The sequence below is a fragment of the Sporosarcina koreensis genome, assembly GCF_001531445.1.
Classification (GTDB): domain Bacteria; phylum Bacillota; class Bacilli; order Bacillales_A; family Planococcaceae; genus Sporosarcina; species Sporosarcina koreensis_C.
The window spans coordinates 1-16,198 of sequence record NZ_LQYA01000052.1 but is presented as its reverse complement, the minus strand read 5'-3'; the positions used below and the strand labels follow the sequence as shown (position 1 = coordinate 16,198).

The 16,198-nt window shown below is 45.2% G+C and carries 20 protein-coding genes; 18 read left to right on the top strand and 2 right to left on the bottom strand.

Annotated elements, in window-relative coordinates:
* Positions 1 to 33 precede the first annotated feature (33 nt).
* From mltG to mtnN, 6 genes are all read left to right on the top strand, one after another.
* Positions 34 to 1,152, top strand: a complete 1,119-nt coding sequence (gene mltG / locus AWV70_RS08400) for an endolytic transglycosylase MltG (RefSeq protein ID WP_060206086.1) — start codon at positions 34 to 36, stop codon at positions 1,150 to 1,152.
* A 28-nt stretch (positions 1,153 to 1,180) separates the two neighbouring features.
* The gene (locus AWV70_RS08395; protein WP_060206084.1) at positions 1,181 to 1,822 is read left to right on the top strand and encodes an O-methyltransferase; all 642 of its coding nucleotides are present in this window, start codon (positions 1,181 to 1,183) and stop codon (positions 1,820 to 1,822) included.
* Positions 1,823 to 1,854: 32 nt separating this feature from the next.
* Positions 1,855 to 2,493, top strand: coding sequence for a uridine kinase (udk, locus tag AWV70_RS08390; protein WP_060206110.1), 639 nt, complete (start codon positions 1,855 to 1,857; stop codon positions 2,491 to 2,493).
* Between the two features lie 101 nt (positions 2,494 to 2,594).
* A complete protein-coding gene (greA, locus tag AWV70_RS08385; RefSeq protein WP_060206083.1) occupies positions 2,595 to 3,071 on the top strand; it encodes a transcription elongation factor GreA in 477 nt (158 codons plus the stop codon).
* A 70-nt stretch (positions 3,072 to 3,141) separates the two neighbouring features.
* Positions 3,142 to 3,867 carry a YrrS family protein gene (locus AWV70_RS08380; RefSeq protein WP_060206081.1) on the top strand — a complete coding sequence of 242 codons (726 nt, stop codon included), beginning with the start codon at positions 3,142 to 3,144 and terminating at the stop codon, positions 3,865 to 3,867.
* Between the two features lie 43 nt (positions 3,868 to 3,910).
* Complete coding sequence (gene mtnN, locus AWV70_RS08375; RefSeq protein WP_060206079.1) at positions 3,911 to 4,603, top strand: 5'-methylthioadenosine/S-adenosylhomocysteine nucleosidase; 693 nt, start codon at positions 3,911 to 3,913, stop codon at positions 4,601 to 4,603.
* A 244-nt stretch (positions 4,604 to 4,847) separates the two neighbouring features.
* On the opposite strand, the gene sigK is transcribed toward mtnN, so the two are convergent.
* Entirely contained in the window at positions 4,848 to 5,549 is a 702-nt protein-coding gene (gene sigK / locus AWV70_RS08370) for an RNA polymerase sporulation sigma factor SigK (protein ID WP_060206077.1), read from the bottom strand.
* A gap of 169 nt (positions 5,550 to 5,718) precedes the next feature.
* On the opposite strand from sigK, the gene AWV70_RS08365 reads away from it, so the two are divergent.
* The 11 genes from AWV70_RS08365 to AWV70_RS08315 all read left to right on the top strand — a co-directional run bounded on the left by AWV70_RS08365 (position 5,719) and on the right by AWV70_RS08315 (position 14,356).
* Positions 5,719 to 6,234 carry a YqeG family HAD IIIA-type phosphatase gene (locus AWV70_RS08365; protein ID WP_060206075.1) on the top strand — a complete coding sequence of 172 codons (516 nt, stop codon included), beginning with the start codon at positions 5,719 to 5,721 and terminating at the stop codon, positions 6,232 to 6,234.
* Positions 6,222 to 7,337 carry a ribosome biogenesis GTPase YqeH gene (gene yqeH, locus AWV70_RS08360; protein ID WP_060206071.1) on the top strand — a complete coding sequence of 372 codons (1,116 nt, stop codon included), beginning with the start codon at positions 6,222 to 6,224 and terminating at the stop codon, positions 7,335 to 7,337. The genes AWV70_RS08365 and yqeH overlap by 13 nt, the downstream gene beginning before the upstream one ends.
* 12 nt (positions 7,338 to 7,349) lie before the next feature.
* Complete coding sequence (gene aroE / locus AWV70_RS08355; protein WP_060206069.1) at positions 7,350 to 8,180, top strand: shikimate dehydrogenase; 831 nt, start codon at positions 7,350 to 7,352, stop codon at positions 8,178 to 8,180.
* Positions 8,181 to 8,468, top strand: a complete 288-nt coding sequence (gene yhbY / locus AWV70_RS08350; RefSeq protein ID WP_060206067.1) for a ribosome assembly RNA-binding protein YhbY — start codon at positions 8,181 to 8,183, stop codon at positions 8,466 to 8,468.
* Between the two features lie 10 nt (positions 8,469 to 8,478).
* Complete coding sequence (locus tag AWV70_RS08345; protein ID WP_060206065.1) at positions 8,479 to 9,069, top strand: nicotinate-nucleotide adenylyltransferase; 591 nt, start codon at positions 8,479 to 8,481, stop codon at positions 9,067 to 9,069.
* On the top strand, positions 9,038 to 9,598 hold the full coding sequence (gene yqeK, locus AWV70_RS08340; RefSeq protein WP_060206063.1) for a bis(5'-nucleosyl)-tetraphosphatase (symmetrical) YqeK: 561 nt from the start codon (positions 9,038 to 9,040) through the stop codon (positions 9,596 to 9,598). Before AWV70_RS08345 ends, yqeK begins: the two co-directional genes overlap by 32 nt.
* A 31-nt stretch (positions 9,599 to 9,629) precedes the next feature.
* Positions 9,630 to 9,974, top strand: a complete 345-nt coding sequence (gene rsfS / locus AWV70_RS08335) for a ribosome silencing factor (protein WP_060206061.1) — start codon at positions 9,630 to 9,632, stop codon at positions 9,972 to 9,974.
* On the top strand, positions 9,964 to 10,710 hold the full coding sequence (locus AWV70_RS08330; protein ID WP_060206059.1) for a class I SAM-dependent DNA methyltransferase: 747 nt from the start codon (positions 9,964 to 9,966) through the stop codon (positions 10,708 to 10,710). The genes rsfS and AWV70_RS08330 overlap by 11 nt, the downstream gene beginning before the upstream one ends.
* A 67-nt stretch (positions 10,711 to 10,777) precedes the next feature.
* Positions 10,778 to 11,440: a helix-hairpin-helix domain-containing protein gene (locus AWV70_RS08325; RefSeq protein WP_235588583.1), complete on the top strand. Its 663-nt coding sequence runs from the start codon at positions 10,778 to 10,780 to the stop codon at positions 11,438 to 11,440.
* Between the two features lie 28 nt (positions 11,441 to 11,468).
* Positions 11,469 to 12,032 (top strand): ComE operon protein 2, encoded by a 564-nt coding sequence (locus tag AWV70_RS08320; RefSeq protein WP_060206057.1) that lies wholly within the window; start codon positions 11,469 to 11,471, stop codon positions 12,030 to 12,032.
* Between the two features lie 146 nt (positions 12,033 to 12,178).
* Positions 12,179 to 14,356 (top strand): DNA internalization-related competence protein ComEC/Rec2, encoded by a 2,178-nt coding sequence (locus AWV70_RS08315; RefSeq protein WP_060206055.1) that lies wholly within the window; start codon positions 12,179 to 12,181, stop codon positions 14,354 to 14,356.
* A 24-nt stretch (positions 14,357 to 14,380) separates the two neighbouring features.
* On the opposite strand, the gene AWV70_RS22840 is transcribed toward AWV70_RS08315, so the two are convergent.
* Positions 14,381 to 14,515, bottom strand: coding sequence for a YqzM family protein (locus AWV70_RS22840; protein WP_082713522.1), 135 nt, complete (start codon positions 14,513 to 14,515; stop codon positions 14,381 to 14,383).
* A gap of 159 nt (positions 14,516 to 14,674) precedes the next feature.
* On the opposite strand from AWV70_RS22840, the gene holA reads away from it, so the two are divergent.
* Positions 14,675 to 15,691, top strand: coding sequence for a DNA polymerase III subunit delta (gene holA, locus AWV70_RS08310; protein ID WP_060206053.1), 1,017 nt, complete (start codon positions 14,675 to 14,677; stop codon positions 15,689 to 15,691).
* Positions 15,692 to 16,198 lie beyond the last annotated feature (507 nt).

The window sequence follows — 16,198 nt, the reverse complement described above, 5'->3', positions numbered from 1 at the left end:
AGATAGAATTTGTTTGGAATGAGGTGATGCTGGATGGATAATGGCTCGAAAAAAGATCAGATGTTCGAAAAGATGCTTGAACAGAAAAAAGAAGTAAAGATCGTCAGGCGTATTGTGTTTGTTGTCGCGCTTGTTCTGATTATTGGCGGCCTGATTGGAGGGCGTGCGGGCTATAAATACATAAGTGAGGCTCTTCAACCGGTTGACCCGAACTCGGAAAAAGTGATTGAAGTGGAAATCCCAATCGGCTCGGGTTTGACATCGATTTCGGAAATACTGGAAGCCAAAGGTTTAGTGAAAAATGCGAAAATCTTTAAGTACTATGCAAAATTCAACAATGAATCGGAATTTCAGGCAGGATCTTACGGTTTGACAAAAGCGATGACTTTGGATGAATTGATCGAAAGCTTGAAGACAGGTAAAGTCTATAGGACTCCTGTATTCACGATGACTATTCCAGAAGGCTTGACGTTGGAACAGATTGCAGCAATTGTCGAAAAACGGACAGGCATTACGAAAAAAGAGTTTTTGGACTACGTCAATAATGAGCAAACAGTTGCAGATTTGATGGGCAGATATCCGAACATATTAACCGAAGAGATTTTGGGGGAAGATGTCAGATATCCGTTGGAAGGGTATTTATTCCCGGCGACGTATCCGTTTTTTGAAGAAAAGCCGACGGTCCAAACGGTTGTTTCGACGATGCTCGATGCAACGTCGGATAATATAACGCCGTATTTCGCATATTTGGAGAGTAAGGAGAAATCGGTCCATTGGCTGCTAACTTTTGCCAGTCTGCTTGAAAGGGAAGCGACGGCGAAAACCGACCGCGAGACGATTGCGAGCGTCTTTTACAATCGGATGGATGAAGGGATGCCATTGCAAACGGACCCTACAGTGCTATATGCATTAGGAGAACATAAGGATCGAGTCCTATTTGAAGATCTAGAAGTCCAGGATCCATATAATACGTACGTAAACACAGGTCTTCCTCCGGGGCCGATTGCAAATGCCGGTAAATCTTCAATAGAAGCGGTCGTTGATCCTTCTGTCTCAGACTATTTCTATTTCCTTGCTGACAAGGAAGGGAATAACCATTTTGCGAAGACCTATGATGAGCATTTAGCAAATCGGGCAAAATATATTGATTAAGCGATCCAAAAGAATGGAAGTGCCTAGTATGAAAGACTTTGAAGCTTATATTTCGAGCTTGCGGGAAGTGGACAGCCCATTAATCCAGGAAATGGAGGAATTCGCGGCAGAACACCGCATTCCGATCATGGACAGGAGTGGAATGGAAACGTTCATAGGTCTCCTTCGTATCCAACGTCCAAAGCTTATACTTGAAATCGGGAGTGCAATAGGCTATTCTGCTATCCGGATGGTATCCGCTTTGGAAGGCGCTTCAGTCGTTACGATTGAACGAGACAGCGAGAGGCATGCATCTGCGGTAAAATATATAGAGCGAAGCGGGTTTAAGGATAGGATTACGATCATCGAAGGAGATGCTATTCTTCTCTCTGATGAATCGCTGCCTTCTTTACGCTATGATGCCCTTTTCATCGATGCTGCAAAAGGGCAGTATAAACGTTTTTTTGAAAAGTATTCCGAGCATGTGGCACAGGGCGGTATTATTTATTGTGATAATATGTTCATGCATGGTGCGGTCATGCTTTCGGATGAAGAGGTGCCGAAGAGGAATCGTACGATGATACGTAATCTGAAAGAATTCACTTCATGGGTCATGAAGCAACCAAGTTATGAAACGTCACTATTGCCTGTCGGGGATGGAATCCTGGTTGCTGTGAAAAAGAGGGACTGAGCATGGGCCCTGTATTTGTGGGAGGAAAAGAAATGGATAAGAGAAAGCCTCTTGTCATCGGTATTGCCGGTGGGTCGGGGTCCGGGAAGACAAGTGTTACAAACCGAATATATGATGTATTTAAGGAACACTCGGTTGTCGTCATCGAACAAGATTTTTATTATAAAGATCAATCCCATCTTGAATTTGAAGAAAGACTGCTGACGAACTACGATCACCCGCTCGCTTTTGATACGGATCTATTGATAGAACATATCGGAAAGCTGCTTGATCGGGAGACAATCGAAAAGCCTGTTTATGATTATGCACTTCATACGAGATCAGAGCGGAAAATTGCGATTGAGCCAAAGGATGTCATCATTCTCGAAGGGATCCTCGTTTTGGAGGATGAAAGACTACGGGATTTGATGGACATTAAACTTTTTGTAGATACTGACGCGGATTTGCGCATCATCAGACGTCTCATGCGGGATATTAATGAACGCGGGCGCACAATCGAATCGGTCATTGAACAATATCTCTCAGTCGTCCGTCCGATGCATAATCAATTCATCGAGCCGACAAAGCGATATGCTGATATTATCATCCCGGAAGGCGGTCACAATGAAGTTGCAGTCGATTTGATGGTCACGAAAATAAAAACAATTCTTGAATTTGGAACGAAATTGTAATATGATGTAGTCAGAATTCAATATAAATGAGACTATGTCGCATACCTCTAGCAGGAGCGGCATAGTGTTTTTATGAACAGGAATATGAGGAGTGTTGTATAATGGTTTCAGAGAAAAAGTATCCGATGACAGTATCGGGTAAGAAGAAATTAGAAGAAGAACTGGAATTTCTAAAAACAGTAAAACGTAAGGAAGTCGTGGAACGCATCAAAATTGCACGAAGCTACGGAGATCTATCGGAGAACTCGGAGTACGATTCTGCAAAAGAAGACCAGGCGTTTGTAGAAGGAAAGATCTCTTCACTGGAATCGATGATCCGCAACTCTGTCATCATTACAGAAGATGAAATGAACACAGATGAAGTACAACTAGGGAAAACGGTTACATTTAAGGAGCTGCCTGATGGAGATGAGGAGACGTATACAATCGTCGGCTCGGCTGAAGCGAATCCGATTGAAGGATTGATTTCCAACGATTCACCAATTGCGAAAGGCTTGATCGGCCGCAGCAAAGGCGATGAAGTGAAAATCTTGACTCCTGGTGGAGAAATGTCGGTCGTTATTGTTGAAATTAAGTGACCTGTTAATGGCCGCCTTCAAATGAGGGCGGCCATTCCACGTAAAGGAAAGAAGATAGGGGGAAGGCTGGATGAAAGGTAATGATCCAAGATACTCGCGAGTCAATCGTAAGAAAATGCGAAATCGGAGTAACCGGCTTTTAAATATTATGATCGGTCTCGTCGTTTTACTGATTCTCATTGTCGGCGCTTCCATCATCGTTGGGAATAATGATGATGACGGGAAAGAGAACGCCTCTAAAGAACAGGTGCTTGATGAAGCCGGTTCATCTGCTGAAGAATCGGAAGATGAAGAAAATGATTCCGTCTCTGATTCTGAGGATGAAAAGGGATCGAATGAAACAAGTGGTGAGAAAAGTGACGATGAAAGCCAGTCTTCGTCACCGAGCGAGGAAGAGGGCGAATCAGACAGCATCGATGATGGATCGGTAGATGAAGAAGAGCCAGGCACTGTAACGATCGTTCCGGATGACGACGAAATCATTATGGAAACTGTCTTCAATCCGGGATGGCAACCTGTTGGCACAGACCAATCGGGTGAGCACGAATCGAAGTATGACGGTGAATCCGTTGATTGGAATGAAAAGAAAAAGGCTATTGCATATGCGACTGGTCATTCCGAGAATGAATTGATTTTCTGGAAGATTAAGAACGGAGGCAGCCCTCAAAAATCGGTCGGTATAGCTTCGACAAGGGACAAATCAAAGAAATACCGCGTTTTCCTTGAGTGGGTCGATGAAAAAGGCTGGAAACCTGTACAGATGGATATTTTGAACACATTGGATTTTGAATATTGAACAGCGGCGGTCGGTCGCCTGTTCAGCAGGAGGTTTTAACAGGATGAGGATAGCAATCATTGGAGCAATGGAACAAGAAGTTGAAATTTTAAGAGGGAAGATTGAGACGCCAAATAGTCGTGAGATTGCTGGCTGTGAGTTCATTGAAGGTAAAATAGGTCAACATGATGTCATTCTTGTCAAGAGCGGAATCGGGAAAGTGAACGCCTCGATTGCGACGTCATTACTTATTCAGAGCTACTCACCGGATGTAGTCCTAAACACAGGATCCGCGGGCGGCTTCAAAGAATCTCTTAACGTTGGAACAGTTGTCATCTCAGACGAAGTGAGACACCATGACGTAGATGCGACGGCGTTTGGCTATGAAATCGGACAAGTGCCTGGGATGCCTCCCTCTTATCAGGCGGATGAAAAGCTTATCCGAATCGCCAAAGAAGCAGTGGAAGAAATCGGCGAGCATGATTATGCAATCGGATTGATTGCTTCGGGTGATGTTTTTATGAGTGATGCGGCACGAGTCAAACTTGTAAAGGGACAATTCCCTTCAATGATTGCGGCAGAAATGGAAGCTGCAGCTGTAGCGCAAGTGTGTCATCAGTTCGGAACGCCATTCGTAGTCATCCGTGCATTGTCTGATATCGCAGGCAAAGAATCGTCCATCAGCTTTGATGAATTTTTGCCGTTAGCAGCTAAACACTCTTCGGAAATTGTCATGCATGCTATCTCGAAATTCTAAATTGATTATGGTAAGATAATAGCAGGTTGCATATTGCTGCGAAGGAGGTATCAGGTATGTTTTATCTAATGGCAGGTGTGTTCTTTGTAACGACAGTCATTGCAGTCGTCATCGCGCGCGAGGTAAGTGCGGACTGATTTGGAATGCGGTATGGATAATGAAAATGATGTGAAAAGAGGCGTTTCCTTTCCCAGGGCCGTGGCCCCGTGTCAGGAATCGCCTTTTCATTTGCGCTGTATTACTCTCATTCATTGTACTCATGTTTGAACAGTTGGTAGAGTTTGACGATGGCTCTTTTTTCGATACGTGAGACGTAGCTTCTTGATATGTTAAGCTGCTGTGCAATTTCCTTCTGAGTCATCGGTTGGTCGTCGAGCAGACCATACCTTCTTTGGATGATTTCCAACTCTCTTCCATCCAGTTTTCCGAGATGGCGGTAAAGTCTTTCCTTTTGCTCTTTCTGCTGTACGGTATCGATAGGCGCTTCCTCGTCGGTCTGCAACAGGTCTGCTATTTGAAGGGACTGACCGTCCTTATCCGTTCCTATCGGATCGAAAAGTGATACATCCTTCTGCACTTTCTTTTGTGTGCGCAAGTACATGAGAATTTCATTCTCGATACAACGGGCCGCATACGTCGCAAGCTTCGTTTTCCGGTCAAGTGTAAAACTGTTCACTGCTTTCATGAGCCCGATTGTGCCGATGGAAATGTAATCGTCCAGTTGTTCGTGTTTTGGATGGAATTTTTTTACGACATGAGCGACGAGGCGCATATTCCTTTCAATGAGTTCGTCTCTCGCACTTTCATCGCCTTCTGCCAATCGTTTCAAGCAATCAGCCTCTTCCGCTTTTGATAGCGGTCGACGGAACGCCTGCCCCCTGATATAACCGACCATAGCAGGGACTTCGACCCACAGTTGGACGAGTGCCATGACAAAACCGCTCATCGGTCCACCTCCTGTGTCGTTATATGACAGCATATGCGATGACTGCTTGTATACATTCAGTAATAAATGCAAGGAAATCGAACAGATTTCCGACTTGGTCCAATCCGTGCCATTGGATGTCAATATGGTATAATCGGAATACAATTAGTGAAATAACGGAGTGGTTAACTTGTATAAATATTTCTTGCCGGATGAATATGTAAAAGACATTTTTCAGATTTCACCCGAGGCGTTAAAACAAAAAGGAATCAAAGGGATTATCACCGATTTGGATAATACATTGGTGGAATGGGATCGTCCTGAGGCGACGCCTGAAATCATTGAGTGGGTAAGGATGATGCAGGATGCTGGTTTACAAGTGACAATCCTTTCAAACAATAATGTAAATCGGGTCGAAACATTTTGCGGTCCGCTCGGCACACCGTTCATATGCGAAGCCCGAAAGCCGTTGGCGAAGAATTTTAAAAAGGCGCTTGCAAAGATGGGCTTACAGAAGAAAGAAGCTGTCATGGTCGGCGATCAGCTGATGACAGATATCTTAGGCGGCAACCGGTTCGGCCTTCATACAATTCTCGTAGTGCCCGTCGCGAGCTCTGACGGATTCGTTACGAAATTCAATAGGATGATCGAAAGAAGGATCATGGCAAAACTGAAACGCCAAGGACTGATTAAATGGGAGGAATAAGCTTGGAACGACTTACATGCATAGGTTGTGGTATTGAAATTCAAACAGAGGATCCAAAAAAAGAAGGATATGCACCTGCCGCTTCTTTGGAGAAAGAGGAAGTCATTTGCCGACGTTGTTTCCGCCTGCGGAATTACAATGAATTACAGCCCGTCTCCTTATCGGGCGACGATTTCCTTGCGATTTTGAATGGCATCGGGGAAAAAGAGGGATTGATCATCAAAGTCGTCGATATCTTCGATTTCAATGGCAGCTGGATAAATGGCCTGCAACGTTTCGTCGGGAAGAAGGACATCCTTTTGATCGGGAATAAGTCTGATGTCCTTCCTAAATCGATCAACCGCAACCGACTGATCAATTGGATGAAGACGGAATCGGCGAAGCTTGGTTTGAAACCAATTGATGTTTTGCTCATTTCCGCTTTTAAAGGGCACGGTATGGAAGAAGCATTGACAGCTATTGATAACTATAGAAAAGGGAAAGATGTCTATGTGGTCGGATGTACGAATGTTGGAAAATCCACATTCATTAACCGGATCATAAAAAATGCGACCGGAATGGGCGAAGTGATTACGACATCCCATTTCCCAGGGACTACACTTGACTTGGTTGAAATTCCGCTAGACGATGGAAAGGCCATTTACGATACACCAGGCATCATTAACGACCATCAGATCGCTCATCACCTGGATGCGAAGGATTTGAAAGCGATCACGCCGAAAAAGGAACTGAAGCCGAAAGTATTCCAATTGAATGCAGAACAGACATTATTTATCGGCGGCCTTGCGAGATTTGATTTTCTCTCTGGAGATCGTTCATCCTTTACGATCCATGTTTCGAATGAAATCCCTATCCATCGGACGAAGCTTGAGAATGCAGATTCGTTATATGCAAAGCATCTTGGAGAAATGCTCTTCCCGCCTAGTGGTGAGTCCGTTGAAAAGATGCCGCCGCTTGTCAGGCATGAATTCTCGATTAAAAAACCGAAAATGGACCTAGTCATTTCGGGATTGGGCTGGATCACTGTACAGCATCCAGGCGTCGTCGTTGCCGTACACGCACCGCGTGGAGTGGATGTAGTACTCCGTCCATCCCTTATTTAAGGAGGCTGACCCATGAAAAAATGGTATGCGGTCATCGGTGACCCTATTGCACAATCGATGTCACCTGTCATGCATGACGCATGGTTTCGAGAGAACGGCATCGACGCGACGTATATACCTATCCATGTCAAAGCGGAACAGCTTGGCGAAGCGGTTGCCAGCTTGAAAAGATTAGGCTGCAGCGGATGGAATGTTACCGTGCCGCATAAGTGCGCAATCATCCCATACCTCGACCAAGTCGATGAGGCGGCAAGACGGATGAACGCCGTCAATACGGTGAAAGTCCTTGAGGATGGAACGTTGTTCGGAACGAACACCGACGGAAACGGATTTGTGCGCTCCTTGCAAGAGTTTGGGGCTTCACCGGAGAAGAACGGGGAATTGCTCGTCATTGGAGCTGGCGGGGCAGCGGCGGGCATTTCCTTTGCGCTGGAGTCGGCCGGTTTCGGACAAATTACCATAACGAACCGCACAATCGGGAAAGCAAAGGAAATGTCGGATGCTTTTCCGGGAAGTTCCGCACTTTCATTGGATGAAGCACAGTTGGCGCTCGATAAATTCGATTTGATCGTTCAAACGACTTCAGTCGGTATGAATTTTGCTAAAAGTGGAATGCCGCTAGATCCGACCGGGATTTCCGAAGGGGCAATTGTCGCGGATATCATATATAATCCGCTCGAAACCGAATTTCTCCGCCGCGCCAGTGAGGTCGGCGGGAAGACGATTAACGGAGTCGGAATGTTTGTCCATCAAGGAGCATTGGCCTTTGAACTTTGGACGGGCGCATATCCTGACACGAAGAAAATGATTCAATTAATTTCAAATGATCTTGGAGGAAAATAAATGTTATCAGGTAAACAGAAAAGTTATTTACGAAGTGAAGCACATCATCTGCAACCGATTTTTCAAATCGGAAAGGGCGGTTTGACTGAACCGATCATCAAACAGATCGAAGAGGCACTCGAAGCACGCGAATTGATCAAAGTGAGTATCCTTCAAAATTGTGAAGAAGATAAAAGTGATATTGCGGCTAAATTTCAAGAGGCAGGAATCGATGTCGTTCAAGTGATCGGAAAAATCCTTGTGCTGTATAAAGAGTCGAAGGAGAAAAAACGAATCGTTTTACCGTAAGGAGGATACTATGAAAAAGGTCGGACTGTTGGGCGGCACTTTCAATCCACCGCATATCGGGCATCTGATCATGGCGAATGAAGTGAAGCATGCATTGCAACTGGATGAAGTGCGTCTAATGCCCACTTCGATCCCCCCTCACAAAACGGACCCATCGGATGCAACGCCAGAACAGAGGTTGCGGATGGTGGAGCTTGCTGTTTTGGGAATACCCGGTTTGACGGCATCCTCATTTGAAGTCGACCGCGGCGGCGTCTCTTATACATTCGATACGATGAAAACTTTGACGGAGCAGGAGCCAGATACGAAATTTCATTTTATTATCGGTGGCGACATGATCGATACGCTGCATAAATGGTATAAAATCGATGAACTGATGAAAATGGTGACGTTTGTCGGGGTAAGCAGGCCGGGTACTGATGGTGAAACGAAATATCCGATCACGATGGTACGGATCCCTGAAGTCGACCTGTCTTCTACATTGATTCGTAACCGAATGCAAACTGGCGGAACAATCCAATTCCTTGTACCGGAAAACATCGTGACATATATCCGACAGGAGGGTCTTTATGGATACCGCAATGCTCATAATGGAACTTGAAAAGAGATTGCCGAGAAAACGCTTTGAACATGTAGTTAGAGTTACGGAAACGGCAAAAGAATTAGGAGTTCGTTTCGGTGTTCCTGCAGAGAAAGCTGAACAGGCTGCGTTGTTCCACGATATCGCGAAATTCATGGAACCGTCCGATATGCGAAGAATGATTGAAGAGAATGGCGAAGACAGCAAGCTTCTTTCCTTCCACCATGAACTATGGCATGCAGCTGCAGGACGTATCATTGCTGAGCAAGAGTTCGGCGTGAAGGATACGGATATCCTCAATGCCATCCGTTATCATACGACGGGCAGGGCCGGCATGTCCGTCTTGGAGAAAGTTGTATACATTGCAGATCTCATCGAACCGGGAAGGAGCTTTCCAGGCATTGAAGAACTTCGCGAGTCCGCCCAGCTTCAAATTGATGGAGCGATGAAAGCTTGCATCGCTCATTCGGTGCTCTACTTGGTCGAGAGACGTGTAGCTGTTTTTCCCGACTCCATTGAATGCTATAATGAACATGTGCAAAGAGATTGAACGAGCCAACTACGAAAGGAAACGTGAAAATATGCCAACATTACTAGAAACAGCTTATAATGCAGTAGACGATAAGAAAGGGCAAGATATAGTCGTATTGAATATGGAGGGCGTATCCCTTATTGCAGACCAATTCATCATCTGTCATGCGAATTCTGAGCGACAAGTCCAAGCGATTGCCAGGGAAGTTGCCGATAAGGCAGCAGAAAATGAATTTGAAGTAAAAAGAGTGGAAGGTCTTGACAATGGAAGATGGGTTCTAGTCGACTTGGGCGATGTCGTTGTCCATGTTTTCCATAGGGACGAACGCGGTTATTATAACTTGGAGAAGTTATGGGGAGACGCTCCGTTGCTGAATATGGACAATGGACAATAAGGAAGCCTATACGGAGTTCGCCCTCGTCTATGATGAATTGATGACCGACATCCCTTATGATGCATATGTCGATTTAATTTCAGTTGCTGGAGATGGCATAAAGGGAAAGAAAATCATCGATGTTGGCTGCGGGACAGGTCTGCTATCCGTCAAGCTAGCGAAATCCGGAGCGTTTGTGACCGGAATCGATCTTTCAAGAGACATGCTTGCTATTGCGGAAAAACGTGCAACTGACCTTTCATTGACAATCGATTTGCTTGAATTGCCCATGCAGGAAATTGGGGGAGCAGAGCAATTTGACATTGCTGTCATTGCAATCGATTCGCTTAACTATTTACCGGACCAGGAAAGCGTCCTTAACACTTTCAAAGGAATCCATTCGGTCTTGAACTATGGTGGAGTGCTCATTTTTGATGTGCATTCCACTTTTAAGACGGATGTCATTTTCCTGGAAGGCCCTTTCACTTTCGATAATGATCGAATCGCTTACATATGGCATACGGAAGAGGGCGATGAGGAGCATTCCGTCCTTTCTGAACTCAGCTTCTTTGTCAAAGAGGAAAGCGGTCTTTATCGCCGATTCGATGAGAGGCATGAACAACGGACATTCCACGTTTTTGAATACGTGGATTTGTTGCGGGAAGCCGGTTTTACGATTGAACGCATTTTTGCAGATTGGGAAGATGAGCCGCCGCACGATGAAAGTGAAAGAATATTTTATCAAGCGCGCAAATGAAACTTCCATTTTCAGAAGTAATCATATATAGTGGGAGATGACTCCATATGGATGCCTCGTAGAAAGGGTGGGAAAGCTGTTTCGATCGATCGCAACCGGAAAATGGCGTAAGATCATCACCCCTATCGCAGCAATCGCTGTACTTTCCGCAATTCTGTTCTTTCCCCGAGGACAGGCCGGCAGTCAACCGACTGTCGCAAGCGGACAATCCCCAATTATTGACGTTATACAAGAGCAGCTTCAAGAAGAGGAGCAACCGATTGAAAGTATTGAAATGGCTCCGGTAACAATCATGGTCGACGTCCAAGGCGCCGTGAAATATCCGGGCGTCTATTCACTCAACGAGGGCGATCGTCTCATCGACGCCATCCACGCGGCGGGCGGTTATTTGGCTGATGCAGATTCGCGAATGCTGAACCATGCAATGAAACTGCCAGATGAGTTTTTCATTTATGTGCCGAGGGAAGGCGAAGAAGTCGATTTCTCCAGCCCGTCAGAATCATTTCCGCTCCAAGGCGGAGGTGTGCAGGATGACGGAAAAGTGAATATCAATACTGCTGATGTGCAGGAGCTTATGACAATTCCGGGAATCGGGCCGTCAAAGGCTGCTGCCATCCTTCAATATCGGGAGGAGCATGGACCGTTCAATTCTCCCGACGCCATATTGGAAGTGTCAGGCATAGGGCAAAAGACGTTTGAAAAGCTTGAGTCTTTCATTACGGCGAAATAAGTAATTAATACTGTTTGGAGGCATACATATGGAGCGGATTACATGGGATCAGTTTTTCATGGCGCAATGCCATTTGCTAGCGGTCAGAAGCACATGTACAAGACTGACTGTCGGAGCGACGATCGTCAGGGATAATAGGATCATTGCAGGAGGCTATAACGGCTCTATTTCAGGCGGGGACCATTGCATTGATCATGGGTGCTATGTCGTCGGAAATCATTGTGTCCGTACAATCCACGCAGAGATGAACGCATTGCTCCAATGTGCGAAATATGGCAGTCCTGTTGAAGGAGCCACTTTGTATGTGACGCACTTCCCTTGTTTGCAATGTTCGAAGGCGATCATCCAATCCGGCATAAAAATCGTTAATTATGCATCTGATTATAAAAACGATGAATATGCAATTGAGCTTTTTAAACAATCCGGGGTCGAAGTCAGACATATCCCTTTTGATGAAAGGAAAGTCGACTTTGCAAAGGAAGGGAAATTGCGGCTTATCAATGACTTGCTTGCAGAAATGGAAACACTAGGTGCGCCAACTGAAAAGCTCTCTCCTTTCAAGAGAAGGGTGGATGACCTATTCGGCAAGTAATTGGCGAAGTTCGTATTATTTATATTTGCGTGCCGGTTGCCGTATCCGCTTTTGCGGCGTACGGCTCGGCGCAACTTATATTCCTCAATCTATTGCTTATCCCCATTTTTCTCCGTAGAAAGGAAGCCCTCACTCCGATACTGGCATTGGCGGCTTCATTACTCTCCTATTATTTCATTTCACTGCATGTACCTGAACTCAAAGAAGCCGGGACTTCTGCCATCCTTGACCTGACATGGACGGATCAAGTCAAAATCGATGGCGGTAAAATGAAAGGTTTTGCAAGGACAGACGCCGGTGATGTTATCTATGCTTTGCTGGCATTCGAAAGTGAAGCCCAGAAATTACAGTTCCAAGAGTTGCATATTCCATCATACCGTTTTACCTTGGAAGGAACCTTTCAGGAATTGCCAGCTTCTGCACATGAATATTCCTTTGACATGGACCGTTATTTGAAGATGAACGGCGCTGCCGGCATGTTCGAATCCGACAGATTGATAGGTTATGAAATGAATTCTGGATTACAGACAGTGTTATCACGTCATAGATGGAAGGTAAAGCATCATATCCAGAAAACATTCCCCGAATCACTCGTAACGGAAGCGGAAGCACTGCTCATTGGGGATCGAAGCGGCATGGATGAAGACGTGGCTTCGAGATACAGGACGCTTGGTATAACTCATCTGTTTGCGATATCAGGCTTACATGTCGGGCTATTGACGTTTCTATTTCGCAGCCTTCTAATCAGATTGACGATCAGAGTCGAGACGATTGACAATTTATTGATCACCCTTTTGCCGTTATACGCAGTGATGGCGGGCGGTGCGCCATCCGTTTGGAGGGCGGTTTCCGTCACGATTTTACTCTTGCTAACCGCGACTGGACGTTTCAGGATGAGGATGGATGATGCTCTTGCTATAAGTGCGGCAGTCTTTATCCTTTGGCAGCCGTTCGTCGTGCTGCAACCTGGATTTCAACTTTCTTATTTGGCGGCATTCGCTTTGATTTATTCGACAAGGATTCTGTCGCATCATGCATCTGCATTCAAAGTATCTTTTCTGGTTACCGCTATAACCCAATTGGCATTATATCCCGTCCTTTTATATCATTTCTTTGAACTGTCATTGTCGTCGTTCATAGTGAATCTCGTCTATGTTCCTCTTTATTCTTTTATCATTTTACCAATGAACATCATATTGTTGTTGGTAACTTACGTAATGCCATTGACTGCAGGTGCCGTTTTTTCACTTTACGTTCCACTAAGAGGCTGGATTGAAGCCTTTACAGAACATGTGGCATCGTTGCCGCATCAATTATGGGTGCCTGGTCGGCCGAGGGTGATACTATCGGCACTCGCTGCAGGCGGTACACTTCTGTTCCTGATTGCGCTTGAAAGGCGAATGAAAGCTTTTCAGGCCATTCCATTTGTCTTGGTTCCTGCGCTTCTCATTCAAATGGCTCCTTTTTTAGATTCTGCATTACGAGTAACGTATCTTGATGTCGGTCAAGGAGATTCAATCGTCATCGAACTTCCACATCGGCGGGGAGTATATGTCATTGATACGGGAGGAACGGTGAGTTTTGGAGAGCCTACTTGGCGTACGCCTGAAAAAGCGTTTGAAGTGGGCAGGGGCATCGTCGTCCCTTTTTTGAAAGGGAAAGGCATTACTAATGTTGATAAGTTGATATTAACTCATGCAGACAGTGATCATATGGAAGGTGCGGACAAAGTGTTGGAAGAGATCAGGGTGGATGAAATCCATATTTCGCCGGGCAGTGAAAAGGAAAAGACGATGGAAGATGTTTTGTGGATGGCTAACGAGAAAGAGATACCAGTATATGCGATGACTGAAGGGACAGCATGGTCGGACAAGTCGGCTGATTTTTATTATATGGCGCCTGCCGCGGGGATGTACAAGGGGAATGACAGCTCCCTTGTTCTATTCATGGCAACAGAAGGGTCGTCGTTTTTGTTCACCGGTGATTTGGAAATTGAGGGGGAGAGGGCACTTCTTAAAAAATATGGACAATTGGATTGGAGGGGATTGATCCTCAAAGCCGGACATCACGGCAGCCGGACATCCAGTTCGGATGAATTCATACGGACTTTGCAGCCGAAGTTGACGATATACTCATACGGAAAGGACAATCGGTATGGGCATCCACATGCTGAAGTGGTGGCGACATTTGAAAAATATGAGGTTCCAACAATGGCTACAGCAGATCACGGCTCTATTACGATTGTAGTAAAAAAAGGCGGCAGCTTGAAAATATTGACGACAGAAAATGAAAAGACGGCCTTGTCCATTCCATTTGAGGAATGAACAAGCCGTCTTTAAGGAGTGCTATTAGTGCGCGACGAAGTCTATAATTGTAGCAATAACGAAAATTGCAGAAAAAGCAACGAAAGCTACAATGAAACCAACACCAGAGTCGATTAAATCATTGCGTTTAGACTGTACGTCATGTTCGAACTCATTCATTGCTACACCTCCTAATTCCTTTATAGTATAGATGATAACGAAAAAAAAATCCATATCAATCGGTTTATTATGCCGGGTTTATGACAATCGACACAAATTGTTCAAAGTCATGAATCGGTACTGTATAATGAGACAATGTGAGTGACTGGAGGGATTCGAATGGTCAACGCGATATGGAAGAGCATAGGTGAAGGGAAGATCGAACCGGTATATTTGTTGACGGGCGTCGAACAGTATCTGATTGACACGACAATCAGAAGAATTGTAAAGGCGATGCCGGACATCGATGAGGGCTCGGTCCTTCGCTTCGATTTGGAGGAAACGCCAATCGAAGCTGTCCTTGAAGAAGCGGATACACTCCCATTTTTGGAAGATAGAAAATTAATCATCGCCAATAACGCATCATTTCTGAAGGCGGCCGATAAAACGAAAGAGAAAGTCGTACATAATATCACATTGCTGGAGTCATGGCTCGGCAATCCATCGCCGACAGCAACTGTTCTTTTTTTGGCCCCTTATGAAAAACTGGACGGACGTAAAAAGATTGTGAAGGTGATGCAACAAAAAGCAGTTGTCGTTGAAGCGGTGCCACTCAGCGGCCGGGATTTGACGACGTGGATTCAGAACGAAGCAGGAACGAATGGCATCAAAATTGGTCCGGAAATTGCGCAAGTCCTCGTTGAAATGGCTGGTGACAGCCTTTTGACATTATCGAATGAAATCACCAAAATCGGAATGTACATGAATGGAAATGGTGAAGTAACTAGGGAAATCATCGAAATGCTCGTTCCTCGCCTGCCCGAAATGGATGTATTCCGTCTGACAGATGCATACATGACTGGAAATGTGAAGAGGACAATTTCGATCTACCATGACTTATTACGGAATGGCGAAGAACCGATCATGTTGACATCCCTCGTTGCAGGGCAGATCCGATTGATGATCCACGTAATATCATTATTGAAAAAAGGATACCAACAACAGCAAATTGCAAAAACGTTGAACGTGCATCCGTATCGTGTGAAGCTGATCATGGAAAATAGAAGCATACCCAAAATGGAAAGGCTTCTTCTGATTTTGCAAAAGCTCGCACATATTGATTACCAATTGAAGTCTACTGGCGGAAAAAGGGAAAGGGTACTAGAAATTTTCTTTATGGAGCCTTTGAGGGTATAAAAAATTGTAGTAGCAGTCGTCTGATTAATAGGATTTCCAAGGATTGAAGCGAAAGGCGGCGACTCCAGCGAACGCCGTCACGAAGAACGGCGTTTGCGAGCACAAGCGTAGCGTTGCGAGCAGGAATTTGCAGGCTGCCTTAATTTCTGCAAAAAGCGCAGAAATTAAGGCAAATCGAACCCTTCGCTGTTTGATTGGAAAGCGTCCGCCTGTAGTCAAAAACCGTCGATTAAGCAATTATACGAATAGAAAAGGCTGTCCACTTTGTCGAATCAATCGATCAAAGGGACAGCCTTTTTTTCGTCTAGACCTCGGGTGGCAGGGTGCTGCTTTAATTTCTGCGAAAATCGCAGAAATTAAGGCAAATTGAACCCTTTCGCAGTTCGATTTGCTCGGGTCATAAGCCAGCACTGCTATACGGCAAAAAGCGCCGTTTCGCAGATCTGTCTTATGCCTGTCCCAGCTAACCGCCGCCCTCCGCTTTTGATTATTACAAAGCTTTTTTCG

Excerpts from the sequence above, each read along its gene's own strand:
- AWV70_RS22840 (WP_082713522.1), bottom strand. The coding sequence starts at position 14,515 with ATGAATGAGTTCGAACATGACGTACAGTCTAAACGCAATGATTTAATC.
- rsfS (WP_060206061.1), top strand. The coding sequence starts at position 9,630 with ATGCCAACATTACTAGAAACAGCTTATAATGCAGTAGACGATAAGAAA.
- yhbY (WP_060206067.1), top strand. The coding sequence starts at position 8,181 with ATGTTATCAGGTAAACAGAAAAGTTATTTACGAAGTGAAGCACATCAT.
- AWV70_RS08330 (WP_060206059.1), top strand. The coding sequence starts at position 9,964 with ATGGACAATAAGGAAGCCTATACGGAGTTCGCCCTCGTCTATGATGAA.
- udk (WP_060206110.1), top strand. The coding sequence starts at position 1,855 with ATGGATAAGAGAAAGCCTCTTGTCATCGGTATTGCCGGTGGGTCGGGG.
- greA (WP_060206083.1), top strand. The coding sequence starts at position 2,595 with ATGGTTTCAGAGAAAAAGTATCCGATGACAGTATCGGGTAAGAAGAAA.
- sigK (WP_060206077.1), bottom strand. The coding sequence starts at position 5,549 with ATGAGCGGTTTTGTCATGGCACTCGTCCAACTGTGGGTCGAAGTCCCT.
- holA (WP_060206053.1), top strand. The coding sequence starts at position 14,675 with ATGGTCAACGCGATATGGAAGAGCATAGGTGAAGGGAAGATCGAACCG.
- AWV70_RS08395 (WP_060206084.1), top strand. The coding sequence starts at position 1,181 with ATGAAAGACTTTGAAGCTTATATTTCGAGCTTGCGGGAAGTGGACAGC.
- aroE (WP_060206069.1), top strand. The coding sequence starts at position 7,350 with ATGAAAAAATGGTATGCGGTCATCGGTGACCCTATTGCACAATCGATG.
- AWV70_RS08320 (WP_060206057.1), top strand. The coding sequence starts at position 11,469 with ATGGAGCGGATTACATGGGATCAGTTTTTCATGGCGCAATGCCATTTG.
- yqeH (WP_060206071.1), top strand. The coding sequence starts at position 6,222 with ATGGGAGGAATAAGCTTGGAACGACTTACATGCATAGGTTGTGGTATT.
- AWV70_RS08345 (WP_060206065.1), top strand. The coding sequence starts at position 8,479 with ATGAAAAAGGTCGGACTGTTGGGCGGCACTTTCAATCCACCGCATATC.
- yqeK (WP_060206063.1), top strand. The coding sequence starts at position 9,038 with ATGGATACCGCAATGCTCATAATGGAACTTGAAAAGAGATTGCCGAGA.
- mtnN (WP_060206079.1), top strand. The coding sequence starts at position 3,911 with ATGAGGATAGCAATCATTGGAGCAATGGAACAAGAAGTTGAAATTTTA.
- mltG (WP_060206086.1), top strand. The coding sequence starts at position 34 with ATGGATAATGGCTCGAAAAAAGATCAGATGTTCGAAAAGATGCTTGAA.
- AWV70_RS08380 (WP_060206081.1), top strand. The coding sequence starts at position 3,142 with ATGAAAGGTAATGATCCAAGATACTCGCGAGTCAATCGTAAGAAAATG.